Source organism: Allobosea caraganae, assembly GCF_003351345.1.
Taxonomy (GTDB): Bacteria; Pseudomonadota; Alphaproteobacteria; order Rhizobiales; family Beijerinckiaceae; genus Allobosea; species Allobosea caraganae.
This window is the reverse complement of record NZ_QQTO01000019.1, coordinates 381,251-396,340: the sequence shown is the minus strand read 5'-3', so window position 1 is coordinate 396,340 and position 15,090 is coordinate 381,251. Positions and strand designations below refer to the sequence as shown.

The window sequence follows — 15,090 nt, the reverse complement described above, 5'->3', positions numbered from 1 at the left end:
CGGCCCGGTCTTGGACGCGGCAGCCGCGCGCCGCGCCGCCGGTTTTCCATGGGCGTTCGTCGCCACCGTGGCGGCGCTGCTCGCGCTGTTCCTGCTCACCGTCTTCCTGCTCGATCCCTACGACACCGGCCGCTCGCCGCTGCGACTGAAGGAAGGCGTGCGCATGCAAGGACCGCGCACGGCCGCCGCCAGCCGCGGGCGCGACCAGGCGTTCAATGCCGCGATCTTCGGCAATTCGCATGTCCAGATGCTCTCGCCCGAGGAGCTCAAGGCGAAGACCGGCCTCGCCTTCGTCTCGCTGATCGCCCCCGCCAGCGGGCCGAAGGAGACGCTGACCCTGATCGACTGGTTCCTGCGCCATCGCCGCGAGCCGGCTCGGGCTCTGGTCATCGGCATCGACAGCTACTGGTGCACGGCCGATCCGACACTGCCCAACGAAAGGCCCTTCCCGTACTGGCTCTTCAGCCGCAACCTCGCTGAGTACCTCTCCGGCCTGCTGCGCTTCGACGTGTTCGAGGAGATGAACCACCGCATCCGCTATCTCCTGGCGCGCGAGCCCAAGCGCGGTCGGCCCGATGGCTACTGGGACTATTCGGAGGGCTACGAGATCCAGGGCGCACTGGAGGATTCGGGCCGCCAGCGCCTCGGCAAACATTTCGACAGCAGCGGCGGCAATGCCACCGGCCCCTTCCCCGCCGCGACGGCCTTGGCGGCGATGCTCGACACCGCGCCGCCGGAGCTGCGGCTCGTGCTGGTGCGCCCGCCGGTCTACCAGAGCGCGCTGCCGGCGCCCGGCAGCGCCGAGCCTGCCGCCGACGCCGCCTGCCGCGCGCCGTTCCAGGCGCTGGCCGACAAGCGCCCACACACCGCCATGGTCGACATGCGGCTCGACTCACCGATCACGCGCGACCCGGCCAACTTCTACGACCATACCCATTACCGCCGGAACGTCGCGCGTCTCGTCGAAAGCGAGATCGCCGCCGCGCTCGCCACGCTGCGCTGAGCGGAGGCCCGCCGGCGATCCCGGATTTCGCTTTTGTGACAGAGGTTTCGCCGAGCCGGACGAAACCGTGCCGAACGCGATTGTTACTGCCGAACTCCATCGCTATAAGGGCGCAAAATCGGCGGCCCGGCTAAGGCAGAGTCGGTAGGCACGTCGAAGACAGACACTCAGAGAGCGCGCCTCATGTCGAAACAGATCACCCTGGACGCGGATTACCGGCCTTCCGACTCGGAGCCCTTCATGAACGAGCGGCAGCGCGAGTATTTCCGCGGCAAGCTGCTGGCCTGGAAGGACGAGATCCTGAAGGAGGCCAAGGAGACGCTCGTCACGCTGCAGAGCGAGAGCGAGAACCACCCCGACATCGCCGATCGCGCCTCCTCCGAGACCGACCGCGCCATCGAGCTGCGCGCCCGCGACCGCCAGCGCAAGCTGATCGCCAAGATCGAGGCGGCGATCGCCCGCATCGACGACAACTCCTACGGCTATTGCGAGGAAACCGGCGAGCCGATCTCGCTCAAGCGCCTCGAGGCCCGCCCGATCGCGACGCTCTCGCTGGAGGCCCAGGAGCGCCACGAGCGCAACGAGCGCGTCTTCCGCGACGACTAGGGCGCAGCACCTCTCTGCCTGGCATCAGGATCAAGGCCTTCCGCGACGCGGGAGGCCTTTTTCGTTGGAGCCTGTTCCGATTGCGCGAAAACCTCTCCGCGTCATCCCGGCCGGAGCGCAGCGTAGCGCCGGGATCCATCATAGAGCGCGGAGCCCTACGATGGATCCCGGAGCGGCGCCGCTAGAGCATCGGACCGAAAAGTGGAATCCGGTTTTCGGAAAAGTCCGATGCAATAACAAAAGCCTAGATCGCCACTTTGCGTCCGATAGGACGCACGGCGATCTAAAGCGGCTTGTCCGGGATGACGCGCTTGCTTCTGGCAGGTCGCGCCTGCTCTCGCCTATCGAGCAGCGAAAAGCCCCGCGCGGGAGGCGCGGGGCTTCGGGCCGCCGGCTTTGAAAGCTTGGGGAGCGTCGCAGGCGGCCGGGAAAGTGGGCGGCTCGGGAGAGACCGCCCGCCGGCGGGCGCGGAGAAAGCGGGGAGCGTTCCGCGACCAGCCGGGATTCGATGCGCAAATGTCGTTTTGAGACTTCGCTGGCGTGAGCCGGCTGGCGTGGCTGTCGAGAACCGGAGCGGAGCGGACATTGGTCCGTGAGCACCGGAAGCGCAGACGGCCGCGTCAGACGGCCACGCCAGTAGAATTCTCAGAACGGCAGGAGGATATCCATGACCTGCTGCCCGTAACGCGGCTGCTGGACGTCAGTGAGCTGGCCGCGGCCGCCATAGGCGATGCGGGCCTGGGCGATCTTGGTCGAATCGATCGTGTTGTCGGATTCGATGTCCTCGGGCCGGATCACGCCGGCAACGATCAGCTCGCGCACTTCGAAATTGACCCTGATCTCCTGCTTGCCCTCGATCACGAGATTGCCGTTCGGCAGGGTCTGGGTGACCACCGCCGCGACGTTGGTGGCGAGCTGCTCAGAGCGACGCACCGAGCCGGCCCCCTCGCTCGAGCCTTCCGAATCGAGCTTCAGCAGGGAATCGGCCTTGGCGCCGTTGGGCAAGAGCTTGTCGAGCTTGTTCTCGAAGCCGAAGGTGTTCTCGGCCCCGAAATCCTCGCCGTTCTTGCGGCTGCGCTTGGTCGTGTTGTCGAGCTGGGCCCGGTCGGTGACCTTGACCTTCACGGTGACGAGGTCGCCGACCATGCGGGCGCGCTGGTCCTTGAAGAAGGAGCGCGAGCCGGTGCGCCAGAGCGAGTTCGGCGCGAAGGAGGCGTGCTCGATCGCCGGCATCGGCATCTGCACGGGCTTGTAGCCCTTGGTGGCCGTCGGGTCCTCGATCGGCGAGAGCGCCGGCGCCTGGCCGACATTGGCGAGCCGGTCGGCCATGCCGCAGGCGCCGAGCGAGAGGCCGAGCGCGACGGCGCCCGAGAGTCTGACGAAGGTATAGGAAGTCATGTGGGAGCTCCGCATGGCTGGGTTCACTGCGCGCTGGCGACGCGGCCGCCGCTGGTGGCCTTGACCGAGACGCGGCCGGGGCCGCTGATCGTGCCTTGCAGCACGCGCTTGGATTGGGGGTTGGTGACGGTGACGACATCGCCCATCGCGCCGGCCTCGCCGGCCTTGCCGCGCATGGTGATGAGCAGGCCGGGCGTCTCGTAGACGATGGTGACGAGGTCGCCGCGCCCGACGATCTCCTCGCGCTGCACGTCGCCATTGCGCAGCGGATAGCCGGCGATCAGCGCGCGCTTCGCCACCTTGTCGACGGCGGCCTTGAGGTCGCCGACGAGCTCGGCGGTCTGGCCGTCGCGTGGCCGGCGCTCGGCCGTGACATCGGCGGCCGTCAGCGTCTCGCCACGCGCGATGGCGCGGCGCGGTACCACGACCTCGACCGTCTCGACGAGCTGACCGGAGATGCGCACCGGCTTCAGCCGTGTCGCGGCGCTGCCGGGCACCATCAGCCTTGCCTGAAGCCGGCGCGAGCGGTCGTCATAGCTCAGCTCGACCACGCTCATCTCACCGGTCAATTCGGGCTCGACCGCGACCGAGGGCGCTCCGCCATCGACGGAGAGCGCGAAGGCGCGGCTGTCGATGCCGTAGCGCTCGCTCAGACCGGTCTTCACCGCCGCCTCGATGTCGGAGGCGGTGATGCGCCTGGCAGCCCGGGTGACGACCACCTGGGCGAGGCCGGGATTCTCGATCTCGGTCATTTCGCGGACCAGGCCGCCGGCACGCGCGCCTTCGAGGATGCGGCTGACCTGGATCGTCCCGGTCTCGCCGAGCGCCGGCGCCCGGAAGGCCGGCATCGCGGCCTCCTGCACCGACAGGCCGGAGATGAGGTCGCCGAAGGTGACGAGGTCGCGCGTGAGCATGAGCTCGGGCTTGAGCCGCAGCTTTTGGGCGGCCGGCGCCGGCGCCGGTTGCCCCTTTGGCTGCGCGTGCGGCGCCAGCGCTGCGGTCGCGACCACGCCTTCGTGCGGTGGCGCGGCGAAGGCCGTGCCGGCCAGCGCGAAGGCCGCGAGGATGGTGAGGGAGCGGATCATCGTCATCGCCTCGCTAGCCGCGGAACATCTGGCTCGTCGCCGACATCATCTGGTCGGCGGCGGTCATGACCTTGGAGTTCATCTCGTAGGCGCGCTGGGCGGCGATCAGCGAGGAGAGCTCGGTGACGGCCTGGACGTTGCCCTCTTCGAGGTAGTTCTGCTGCAGGTTGCCGAAGCCCTCGCCACCGCCAAAGCCCTCGATCGGCTGGCCCGAGGCCGCGGTCTCGATGAACAGGTTGTCGCCGATCGATTCGAGGCCGACCTTGTTGATGAAGCGCACCAGCTGGATCTGGCCGAGCTGCTGCGGTGCCGTCTGGCCCGGCAGCTGCACCTCGACCGTGCCCTGCGAATTGATGCTGACGCTGGTCGCGTTGTTCGGCACCGTGATGCCGGGCTCGACCTGGTAGCCGTCGCGGGTGACGATCTGCCCCTGCGAGTCGAGGTCGAACGAGCCGTCGCGCGAGTAGGTGGTGCGGCCATCAGGCATGCGGATGCGGAAGAAGCCCTCGCCACGGATGGCGAGGTCGTAGGGCTTCTCGGTCGGGCTGACATTACCCTGGGTCATGACGCGACCGGTCGAGACCGGCTTGACGCCCGAGCCGACGAAGGTGCCGGCCGGCACCTGCGTGTTCTGGTCGGAGGTCGCGGTGCCCGCCCGGCGGAAATTCTCGTAGAGCAGGTCCTGGAAATGCGCGACCTGGCGTTTGTAGCCGGTGGTGCGAACGTTGGCGATGTTGTTGGAGATGACCTGGACGTTGAGTTCCTGGGCCATCATGCCGGTCGCGGCGGTCTGAAGGGCGCGCATCGTGCTGGCTCCTTTCTATTTTTATGCTTGCTGATCGGCCAGGCGGGTGATCGCCTTGGTGCGCAGCTCGTCGGATTTGGTCATCAGGTTGGCCATGCTCTGGTAGGAGCGCTGGACCTCCATCAGCCGGGTCATCTCGATCACCGCCTTGACGTTGGAGGCCTCGGCCGCACCCGGCTCGACGCGGCCCTGCGGCCCGGCCGGCAGCGCCGGCCCGTTCGAGGCGAACAGGTTGTTGCCCTCGCTGGTCAGGGCGCGCGGATTGTCGAAGCGCACCAGGCGCAGCTTGCCGCGCTGGCCCTGGTCGGTGCTCACCGTGCCGTCGGCGGCGATGCGGGCATCGCTTTCGCCGGGGCCGAAGGTGATCGCGCCGCCATCGCCGAGCACCGGCTGGCCTGACTGGGTCACGAGCTGGCCCTGGCCGTTGACGGCGAGTGAGCCGGCCCGCGTGTAGCGCTCGCCCTGCGGCGTCTGCACCACGAGGAAGCTGTCGCCGCGCAGCGCGACGTCGAGCGGGTTGCCGGTGCGCTCGATCACGCCCTGCGTCAGGTCGATCGGCGTGCCCTTGTCGATGACGTAGGACAGGTTGCGATCGCGCGGCTGGAACGCGTCGGCGCTCGCCTTCGGCATGATGAACTCGCTGAAGCTCGCCGAGCGAGCCTTGAAGCCGTTCGTTCCGACATTCGCCATGTTGTTGGCGATGACATCCAGCTCACGCGCCAGGGCAACCTGACGCGACAAGCCGACGAGAAGCGCGTTCTCCACGGCCGATCTCCCGATACTGTCCCGCGAAGGCCTCGACGCTCCCCAGCGCAGCCTCCGCCCCGAGACAGCCGCAATCGGCGTGCCAACATGGTTAACTTCAGCAAGTTATTGAAATATAACGATTTAAGGAGTTTCCACGAGGCCGGGAACGCCCGGCAACACCCGGCGTCAGGGCAGAAACGACCCGGCAAAAACTGCCGCCCTTAACGCGGCGTTAACCCTGTTGCATCACCTTACGTCATAGCCCAGCCAGGATGGCTGTGCCGCTCCGGAACCGGACCCGATACGCATGGCCAAGAAACCCAAGAAGGCCGAAGCCGAGACGGCCGAGGGCGCGGACGAGCAGAAGCTGGGCGGCAAGAAGAAGCTCATCATCATCGGCGCTGTCGCACTGCTCGCGCTCGGTGGCGGCGGCTGGTACTTCTTCCTGAAGAAGCCCTCGGCCGAGCAGGCCGCCGCTGAAGCTGAAAAGACTGCCAAGGCGGCCAAGAAGGCCGTCAGCTTCGTCGAGATGAAGGACATGATGATCGGCATCTCGCCGGGCGGCCAGCAGGACCGCCAGCCGATCATCAAGATCAAGGTCGTGCTCGAGATCGCCGACGCGAAGACCTCCGAAGAGATCAAGCCGCTGCTGCCGCGCGTCGAGGACGCCTTCCAGGTCTTCATGCGCGAGCTTCGCCCCGCCGACCTCGAGGGCTCGGCCGGCATGTACCGGCTGAAGGAAGAGCTGCTGCGCCGGGTCAACGTCACCGTCTACCCGGCCAAGATCGACGCCGTCCTGTTCAAAGAACTCCTGGTCCAGTGAGCATGAGCGACAACGAACTCGATCCGACCGCCGCTCTCCCCAAGGACGAGCCGCTGACGCCTGAGAACATGGCGGCCGAATGGGCCGCCATGCCCGACATGGTCGATGAGGACGGCGAGCCGGAGGGCGGCATAGACCGCCTGATGAGCCAGGACGAGATCGACGCCCTGCTCGGCTTCTCGGGCGGCGACGACAAGGGCGCGCGCACCGGCATCCAGGCCATCGTCGAGTCCGGCTCGGTCTCCTACGAACGCCTGCCGATGCTCGAGATCATCTTCGAGCGCATGGTCAGGCTGCTCTCGACCAGCCTGCGCAACTTCTTCACCGACAATGTCGAGGTCACGCTGGAGAGCATCCGCTCGGTGCGCTTCGGCGACTACATCAACTCGGTCTCGCTGCCGGCGATGCTGGCCGTGTTCAAGGCCGAGGAATGGGACAATTTCGGCCTCGTCACCATCGAGTCTGCCCTGACCTACACCGTGCTCGACACGATGCTCGGCGGCAAGCGCGGCCAGCCCGCCGCCCGCGTCGACGGCAGGCCCTTCACCTCGATCGAGATCAACCTGCTGCGCCGGGTCGTCGGCGTCGTCCTCGGCGATGCCCAGGCCGCCTTCAACCCGCTCTCGCCGGTGACCTTCACGGTCGACCGCATCGAGTCGAACCCGCGTTTCGTCTCGATCTCGCGCCCGGCCAACGCGGCGATCCGCGTCGAGCTGCGCTTCGACATGGAGGGCCGGGGCGGCTCGCTCCACGTCCTGCTGCCCTATGCCACGATCGAGCCCATCCGCGAGTTGCTGCTCGAAAGCTTCATGGGTGAGAAGCTCGGCCGCGACCCGATCTGGGAGAATCACCTCGCGACCGAGGTCTGGCAGACCGATGTCGACGTCACCTGCGTGCTGCACGAGACCCAGATGCCGCTCAAGCGCGTCATGAAGCTCGAGATCGGCGACACGCTGATGTTCGACGCCAGGCCGGATTCGGTCGTCTCGCTGCGCTGCGGCGAGTTCATGGTCACCGAGGGCCGCATCGGCCGGGTCGACGACAAGATCGCCGTCCAGGTCGTCAGCCCGCTGCATCGCTCCAAGACGACGATGGCCGCCTTCGACAGCATCACCAGCCACCTCAGCTCAGCCTCCTGACTTGGGAACCACGCCATGACGATCACCCTCATCGCCGATGTGCTGGTTGCCAGCCTTCTCGTCGCCACCATCATCACCTGCTACATCCTGGCCAAGCGCATCGAGCGGCTGAAGGCCGACGAATCGGCGATGCGCCAGACCATCGGCGCCCTGATCTCCGCCACCGACACGGCCGAGCGCGCCATTGCCGGGCTGAAGCTCACGCTCGGCGATTGCGACCGCACCCTGGCCGAGCGCCTGCGCACCGCCGAGCGCTACGCCGCCGACCTCGCCTCGCAGGTCGAGGCTGGCCAGGCCGTGATGGAGCGCATCAGCCAGATCGTCAGCGCCGCGACGTTGGTCGCGCCGAAGCAGGCCGAGGCGCCGGCTGAGGAGCCGGCCACCATCTCGCGCATGGCGAGCGCCGCGCAATCGGCCGCCGCGATCCGCGCCCGCGCCGCCCGGCGCCTGGAGGGCCAGGCGGCATGATCGAGAGGCCCCGCCTCATCCCGGCAGTCATCCTCGGCGCCATGGGCCTCCTGGCGCTGAAGCTGCTTGCCTGGGGTTCGGAGCCCTATCCCGGCAAGGTGCCGGCGAGCCCGCCGGCGCTTGCCAGCGCCACGCCTGCCGCAGCCAAGCCGGAGCCGGAGGTCTGGGGCCTCGCCAAGATCATCGCCAAGGCGCATGCGCCCGACACGTTCCTCGACCCCGAGACCACCGGTTCGGTCGACAAGCCTGATCCGAAGAAGGAGCAGGAGAAGGCGGAAGCCGAGGCCAAGGCGGACGCCGCGCGCGCCGCCAACCCCGCCAACAAGGCCGCCGTGATGAACGGCACCGCCAAGCCCGTCTCGCCCGCCGAGCGCGCCCTGCTCGAACGCCTCGGCGAGCGGCGCGACGAGATCGACGCCCGCATGCGCGAGCTCGACATGCGCGAGCGCCTGCTCGACAGCGCCGAGAAGAAGCTCGACACCCGCGTCGACGACCTGAAGCGCCTGGAGACCAGGGTCGAGGGTCCCAGGGGCAAGCCGGCCGAGGAAGAGGCCAAGGCCGTGCGCAACCTCGTCATCATGTACGAGGCGATGAAGCCGAAGGAGGCGGCGCGCGTCTTCGACCGCCTGAGCCTCGACGTGCTCGTCCCCGTCGTCCAGCAGATGAATCCGCGCAAGATGTCCGAGGTGCTGGCGGCGATGGCGCCCGACCGCGCCGAGAAGCTCACGGTCGCGCTCGCCACGCAGGCGCGCAACCCCGCCGTCGAACGCTCCACCGCCGACTCGGGCCAGCTGCCGAGCAGCGAACTGCCGGCGATCGCGCCGCCGGCAAGGCGCTGAGGCGCGTTGTGCCAGTTGGCGAGGACGATGCGTCGTGAGCGGCTCCTTGGGAGATCAGGCTTCCCCACCAGGGCAAGGCACATCGAGCCCACCTGTCGAGGTGAGCCGTGATCCTGTGCTCCTTACCGACGAACAAAAGCGGTTGAACTCGGTTCAGAACGAGAAGACGAAGCTCCGGGCGACCTATCTCAACGGCCTCGCCATCGCGATCTTGGCGGTAGGTGGTTTTGCGCCGATCGCTTCCTATCTGAATAGCATGGCCCAAGCCCATTATGCCGTGGTTTTGGCACTCGCGGCCAGTTGTGTGGTAATAAGCTTTGTGATCCACAAGGTCGCGCAACGCGGATTGGGAGACATGGTGTCATGACCGCATGGTTCGAGATACTCGCGATGTGGATCGCGCCTCTCGGCGCGCTCATGATCGCCGGCTTCAGCTATCTGGGGCAAAAGCACTAAACCCTGCTACGCCTACCGATAGCTTCCGAGGCCTTGCCGAAAGGTGGGGTCTTTTGTGTATGGGCCGCCCCTGAACCGCACATCGATCGGAACACGGCCGAGCGGGGGAGCGAGGGCTGGGCATGAAAGATGGCTCCGCCCCGAAACTGAAACCAAAATAGCCCTAAGCCTTTGAATTATCTAACTCCAAGACCCCAACCATATTAACCCGCCATTATCCTTGACGCGCTAACCTCCCCTTTGGTCAAGGCACTCACGTTGCGAGCGCCCTGCCCGCTTGTGTGGCGTTGCGTGAGTTTGGCCGGTTGCGTTCCCCGCGTTCCCTTGCCTTCGGTATCGGGTTGGCCGCGCTCAGCGTCGCCGCCGGATTGTCCGCGCCGGCGCTCGCCGCCAACGCCTCGCTGCGCGGCGCCGCCATGCCGGCCGGCTTCGGGCGCCTCTCCCTCAGCTTCGACGAACCGACCACGACGCGCATCCGGGTCGGCAACGGCGTGCTCGTCGTCGCCTTCGATTCGGCCGTGAAGGTCGACATCAGCAAGATCGTCAAGGAGCTGCCCGACTACCTCTCGATCGTCCGCACCGATCCCGATGGCCGCGGCGTCCGCTTCGCGCTGGCCCGTCCCTTCAAGGCGAACCTGATCGAGGCCGGCGACAAGGCCTTCATCGACCTTCTGCCCGAGAGCTGGACCGGCCTGCTGCCGGGACCGCCGCCCGAGGTCATCGCCGAGATGACCGAGCGCCTGCGCGTCGCCGAGGCGCAGGCCCGCGAGGCCGCGCGCAAGCCGCCAGCGCCGCCCAAACCCCTCACCCTGCGCAGCGCCAGATTGCCGACGCTCGAGCGGCTGATCTTCCAGGCTCCGCCCGAGACCAGGCTCACGCAGGAGCTGGCCGACGGCACGCTGCGGCTGAACTTCGACCAGCAGCTCGCGATCGAGCCCTCGGCGATAAAGCCCTGGCTGCCCGAAGGCGTCACGCTCAAGGCGCAGGAGACCGGCACGGCCTCGACGACGATCGACCTCGCGCTGCCGAAGGATTGGCAGGCCCGCAGCTTCCGCGACGATGACGGGCTGATCGTCGACCTGCTGCGCCCGGCCAAGCCCGGCATCGTCACCCTGGCCAGCCTTCAGACCGGGGCGAACGACGCCAGCCCGAAGCCGCCCGCCTCCGCAGCCCCCGACGCCGTCAAGCCGGCACCCGAGCCCACCCGCGCGCAGCCGGCGGAACAAGCCCAGCCACTGGCCAAGCCGGCCGTGGCCGCCCCTGTCCCGGACCCGACGCCGCAGCTCGTCAAGATCGAAGCCTCCTCCGGCCCGCAGGGCAGCAAGATCGACTTCCGCTTCCCGCGCCTGACCGGCGCCGCCGCCTTCAGCGATGCCGGCACGGTGACGCTCGTCTTCGACACGCGCGACACGATCGACCCGGCGAGCTTCAGGCAGGTCCTGCCGCAGTTGGTCGAGGACACCACCGTCACCCGCGAGGGCAAGGTCACGCTGGTCAAGCTGCTCCTCAAGAGCCAGCAGGTCGCACGGCTCGTCGATGACGGCCCGACCTGGTCGCTCAGCCTCGGCGAGCAGGCCGGCAAGCCGGCCGAGAGCTTGGCGCCGCGCCGCACCATCGACGAGCGCGGCCAGACCGTGCTCGCCGTGCCGCTGCCCGGCATGACCGGCGTGCACTGGCTCGAATCCGGCCCGGCCGGGCTGCCGCTCGCGGTCGCGACCGTGCTCGGGCCGACGCGCGCCATTTCCAAGCCCTATCGCTTCGTCGAGTTCGGCCTGCTCCAGACGGCGCACGGCATCGCGGTCAGCCCACGCGCCGACGATGTCGTGGTACGCGCCAACACCGACCAGGTGCAGATCGGCCGCGCCGGTGGGTTGACCGTGACGCTCGACCTGCCCGAGCAAGGCGGCGTCGCGGTTGAAAAGGCTCCGGAGGCCGGCAAGCCGCTGCTCGACCCGGACAGCTGGGGCAAGCAGCGCGTCGCCAATATCCGCGAGCGCGCCCGCGAATTGCTTTCCGAGGTGGCAAGCGCCGGGCGCGGCCGCAAATCCGAGGCGAGGCTGGCGCTGGCGCGCTTCTACGCCGCCAACAAGCTGCTCTCGGAGGCGGCCGGCCCGCTCCAGGCGCTGCTGAACGACGATCCGGCCATGCGCGCCAACCGCGAGGCGCTGTTCCTCAAGGGCGTGCTCGCGGTCCAGATGCATCGGGATCAGGATGCGGTCGCGGCCTTCAATGCGGGGCCGATCAAGGAGGATGCCGAGGCTGGCCTCTGGCGTGCGCTCGCCGAGCAGCGGCTCGGCCGCGCCGGCCAGGCGCTCGCCGGCTTCCGCCGCGGACAGGCGATCCTCGACACCTATCCCGACGATTTGCAGGCCGAGTTCCGCCCCGCCCTGGCACGCGCCGCCATGGCGATGCAGGACATGACGGTCGCCGAGCACCAGCTCGACCTGCTCGCTGAACTGCCCAAGGATGTCGTGCATCAGGAGAAGCTCGCCCTGCTGCGCACCATGCTCGACGATGTCAGCGGTCGCCCCGAGACCGCGCTCGACGCCTACAAGGCGCTGTTCGAGGCGAAGAGCCGGCCCGTGGCGGCCGAGGCGCAGCTGCGCGGCGTCAAGCTCGCGCTGGCGCAGACGCCGCCGGCCATCTCGGCCGACGAGGCCGCCGCCCGGCTTGAGACCGTCTCGGTGACCTGGCGCGGCGGCGAGATCGAGATCGAGGCGCTGGCCGAGCTCGGCCGGCTCTATCTCGGACAGAAGCGCTGGCGTGAGGCCTTCCAGATCGCAAGGCGCGCCAATGACAGCTACCCGGACAACCCGCTGACGCGGAGCCTGCACGACGAGACGGCGCAGCGCTTCGCCGAGATGTTCAGCGGTCGCGACCACGAGCAATTGCCGCGCATCGACGCGCTGGCCCTGTTCTACGACTTCAAGGAGTTCCTGCCGATCGGCCGGCGCGGCGACGAGATCACGCGGCTGCTCGCCGACCGGCTGGTCGAGCTCGACCTGCTCGACCAGGCGGCCGACATCCTGCGCTACCAGATGGACACCCGCCTCACCGGCGCGGCCCGCTCCACCGTGGCGGCGCGGCTCGCCATGATCGCGCTGATGAACCGCAAACCGGCCGAAGCCCTGCAGGCGCTGAACGCGACGCGACTGATCGAGCTGCCGGCGGATGTGAAGCGCGCCCGCCTGCTGCTCGAGGCCAAGGCGCTCTCCGACCTCTCGCGCACCGATCAGGCGCTGGAGATGCTGGAGGCCGAGCGCGGCCCCGAGGTCGACCGGCTGCGCGCCGACGTCTATTGGGCCGGCCGGCGCTGGCGCGAGGCCGGCGAGGCGCATGAGCGCCTGCTCGGCGAAAGCTGGCGCGGCAACACGACGCTGAAGGATGGCGAGCGCGCCGACGTGATGCGCTCGGCGATCTCCTACGTGATGGCGAGCGAGGCGCTCCAGCTCGACCGGCTGCGGGCCAAGTTCGCCGGCAAGATGGCCGAGAGCAGCGACGCCCGCACCTTCGCCTTCGCCACATCAGCCAACCGCAACAACCCCGCCGACATCCGCGAGATGGCCCGCGCCGCCGCCGGCGCCGACACGCTCTCCGACTTCATGAAGGCCTATCGCGAGCGCTACCCGGCCTATGCCTCGGCCATGCGCGGCAAGCCGCAGGCGGAGCCGGCGCCGCCCCCACCCGCCGGCGCGGCTGGGGCAGAAGCGGGCACGTCAGGGGCGCAGGGGCGCGGCTGAGGCGGCGACGAAGCGCTCCCTATGGTGTCCCCTTCTCGATCTGCTTGAGGTCGAGAATCGCCCGGGCGTCGCCCCGCTCGGCTGCCTTGCGCAGCCAAGTCAGGGCCTCGGCCAGGTCCTTGGCGACACCATCGCCGTCGCGGTATTGGGTGCCGAGGTTGTATTGCGCGCCGACATGGCCCTGCTCCGCGGCCTGGCGGAACCAGAGCGCCGCCTGCGCGTGGTCGGCCACGACGCCCGAGCCGCTGACATAGCTCTTGCCGAGCTCGTATTGCGCGTGGGCGTCGCTCTGCTCGGCCGCCTTGCGGAACCAGGCGACGGCCGCAGCCTCGTCCTTCGCCACGCCGCGGCCCTGGGCGTACAGCACGCCCAGGCAGAATTGCGCGCCGGCATGGCCCTGCTCCGCCGCCTTGCGATACCAGAGCGCCGCCTGGACCTCGTCCCGCCCGACACCGAGACCGAGCTCGTAGCGCGCCCCGAGCAGGGCCTGCGCCATCACGATGCCCTGCTTGGCCGCCTTGCGATACCAGCCGAACGCCTCTGCGAAATCCACTGGTGCGCCGCGGCCCTGCTCGTGCATCTGGCCGAGACGGAACTGGGCCGCGGCATGGCCCTGATCCGCCGCGCGGCGATACCAGGCGAGGGCGCGCTCGTCATCCTGCTTCAGGCCATGGCCGCTCGCATACATCCAGCCGAGCTCGTATTGCGCCTCGGGCAGCCCCTGCCCGGCCGCCTTGCGGTACCACGACGCCGCCAGCGCCTCGTCGCGCGAGATCGCGTCGTTGAGCACGCCGAGGCAATATTGCGCCCGGGCCTCGTTGCGCTCGGCCAGCGGCCGCCAATAGGCGATGCCGGCCTCGAAGCCACCCTTGTCGCAACCGGCCCGCGCGTCATCGGCCTGCGCCGCCGTGGCCAGCACGAGCGCGAAGGCCAGACCGAGTGCAAGGCGCTTGAGCCACATGGATACCGTCCCGCTTTCGTCCGCCCACAGGCGTGGCACGGCGAACGGGACAGGACAATCTGACTATACGGAAGGCTACGCTAAAAGCAGGCAAGACGGCGGCCGGCGGTTCAGCCGCTGCCGTAGCTCTTCACCAGCGAGCCGGCGACCAGCCCCCAGCCATCGACCAGCACGAAGAAGATCAGCTTGAACGGCAGGGCCACCGTCACCGGCGGCAGCATCATCATGCCCACCGACATCAGGATCGAAGCCACGACGAGGTCGATGATCAGGAACGGCACGAAGAGCAGGAAACCGATCTCGAAGGCGCGGCGCAGCTCCGAGATCATGAAGGCCGGCACCAGCACCTGGATCTGGATGTCCTGCGGCGTCGCCGGCGGCGGCTCGCGCGACATCTCGATGAAGAGCTGCAGGTCCTTCTCGCGGACGTGCTGGAGCATGAAGGTCCTGAACGGCACGACACCACGATTATAGGCCTCCTGCGGCTGGATCTGCCCGGCGATCAGCGGCTCGACCGCGACGCGATAGGCCTCCTTCAGGGTCGGCGCCATCACGAAGCCGGTGAGGAAGAGCGCGAGCCCGATGATCACGGCGTTGGGCGGCGCGGTCTGCGTGCCGATCGCCGAGCGCAGCAGCGACAGCACCACCGCGATGCGCGTGAACGACGTCACCATGATCAGGATCGACGGCGCCAGCGAGAGCACCGTGATGACGGCGATGAGCTGCAGCGCCCGCTCGGCGACGCCGCCGCCCTGGCCGAGATCGAGCGAGAGCGTCTGCGCCCGCGCCGGCTCAGCGAGCGCAAGCGCCAGCAGCGCGCCCGCACAGAGCGCGCGGCCGGCGGAACGCCGCCATCTCGCAGCCGTCAGGATCGAAGTCACGCAGAGCCGCCATTGCCGCCCGACTCAAGGCTGGCCGGGCCTGCTGACGCTAGGTGAGAGATTGACCTTAGGGCAATCGAAACGCCGACAGCCGGAACGCTCCGGCACGGAATTCCTGTTGATCGATTGTGGCGCGGCG

The 15,090-nt window shown here is 68.5% G+C and carries 14 protein-coding genes; 8 read left to right on the top strand and 6 right to left on the bottom strand.

Annotated elements, in window-relative coordinates; all coding sequences use genetic code 11:
• The first annotated feature begins 10 nt into the window (after positions 1-10).
• Both DWF00_RS09995 and dksA read left to right on the top strand, forming a co-directional pair.
• Positions 11-1,003, top strand: a complete 993-nt coding sequence (locus DWF00_RS09995; protein ID WP_114827431.1) for a hypothetical protein — start codon at positions 11-13, stop codon at positions 1,001-1,003.
• A 183-nt stretch (positions 1,004-1,186) separates the two neighbouring features.
• Positions 1,187-1,609 (top strand): RNA polymerase-binding protein DksA, encoded by a 423-nt coding sequence (gene dksA / locus DWF00_RS09990; RefSeq protein ID WP_114827430.1) that lies wholly within the window; start codon positions 1,187-1,189, stop codon positions 1,607-1,609.
• 645 nt (positions 1,610-2,254) lie between these two features.
• Here the strand turns inward: dksA and flgH are convergent.
• Genes flgH through flgF form a run of 4 tightly spaced genes read right to left on the bottom strand, consistent with a single transcriptional unit; the run spans position 2,255 to position 5,662 of the window.
• The gene (gene flgH, locus DWF00_RS09985; RefSeq protein ID WP_114827429.1) at positions 2,255-3,007 is read right to left on the bottom strand and encodes a flagellar basal body L-ring protein FlgH; all 753 of its coding nucleotides are present in this window, start codon (positions 3,005-3,007) and stop codon (positions 2,255-2,257) included.
• 23 nt (positions 3,008-3,030) lie between these two features.
• Positions 3,031-4,092 (bottom strand): flagellar basal body P-ring formation chaperone FlgA, encoded by a 1,062-nt coding sequence (flgA, locus tag DWF00_RS09980; protein WP_181832475.1) that lies wholly within the window; start codon positions 4,090-4,092, stop codon positions 3,031-3,033.
• Positions 4,093-4,105: 13 nt separating this feature from the next.
• Complete coding sequence (gene flgG, locus DWF00_RS09975; protein ID WP_114827427.1) at positions 4,106-4,897, bottom strand: flagellar basal-body rod protein FlgG; 792 nt, start codon at positions 4,895-4,897, stop codon at positions 4,106-4,108.
• A gap of 21 nt (positions 4,898-4,918) precedes the next feature.
• Positions 4,919-5,662, bottom strand: a complete 744-nt coding sequence (flgF, locus tag DWF00_RS09970) for a flagellar basal-body rod protein FlgF (protein ID WP_114827426.1) — start codon at positions 5,660-5,662, stop codon at positions 4,919-4,921.
• A gap of 289 nt (positions 5,663-5,951) precedes the next feature.
• Here flgF and fliL point away from each other — a divergent pair, with 289 nt between their 5' ends.
• From fliL to DWF00_RS09940, 6 genes are all read left to right on the top strand, one after another.
• Positions 5,952-6,467: a flagellar basal body-associated protein FliL gene (gene fliL / locus DWF00_RS09965; protein WP_114827425.1), complete on the top strand. Its 516-nt coding sequence runs from the start codon at positions 5,952-5,954 to the stop codon at positions 6,465-6,467.
• 2 nt (positions 6,468-6,469) lie between these two features.
• Entirely contained in the window at positions 6,470-7,606 is a 1,137-nt protein-coding gene (gene fliM / locus DWF00_RS09960; protein ID WP_114827424.1) for a flagellar motor switch protein FliM, read from the top strand.
• 15 nt (positions 7,607-7,621) lie between these two features.
• Positions 7,622-8,074, top strand: a complete 453-nt coding sequence (locus DWF00_RS09955) for a DUF6468 domain-containing protein (protein ID WP_114827423.1) — start codon at positions 7,622-7,624, stop codon at positions 8,072-8,074.
• Entirely contained in the window at positions 8,071-8,913 is an 843-nt protein-coding gene (locus DWF00_RS09950; RefSeq protein WP_114827422.1) for a MotE family protein, read from the top strand. Before DWF00_RS09955 ends, DWF00_RS09950 begins: the two co-directional genes overlap by 4 nt.
• Before the next feature lie 34 nt (positions 8,914-8,947).
• Positions 8,948-9,280 carry a hypothetical protein gene (locus tag DWF00_RS09945; protein WP_147283626.1) on the top strand — a complete coding sequence of 111 codons (333 nt, stop codon included), beginning with the start codon at positions 8,948-8,950 and terminating at the stop codon, positions 9,278-9,280.
• A 430-nt stretch (positions 9,281-9,710) separates the two neighbouring features.
• Positions 9,711-13,109, top strand: coding sequence for a hypothetical protein (locus tag DWF00_RS09940; protein ID WP_114853016.1), 3,399 nt, complete (start codon positions 9,711-9,713; stop codon positions 13,107-13,109).
• 19 nt (positions 13,110-13,128) lie between these two features.
• On the opposite strand, the gene DWF00_RS09935 is transcribed toward DWF00_RS09940, so the two are convergent.
• Positions 13,129-14,070, bottom strand: a complete 942-nt coding sequence (locus DWF00_RS09935; RefSeq protein ID WP_114827419.1) for an SEL1-like repeat protein — start codon at positions 14,068-14,070, stop codon at positions 13,129-13,131.
• A 110-nt stretch (positions 14,071-14,180) separates the two neighbouring features.
• Positions 14,181-14,942 carry a flagellar type III secretion system pore protein FliP gene (gene fliP / locus DWF00_RS09930; protein WP_245973855.1) on the bottom strand — a complete coding sequence of 254 codons (762 nt, stop codon included), beginning with the start codon at positions 14,940-14,942 and terminating at the stop codon, positions 14,181-14,183.
• Between the last annotated feature and the right edge of the window lie 148 nt (positions 14,943-15,090).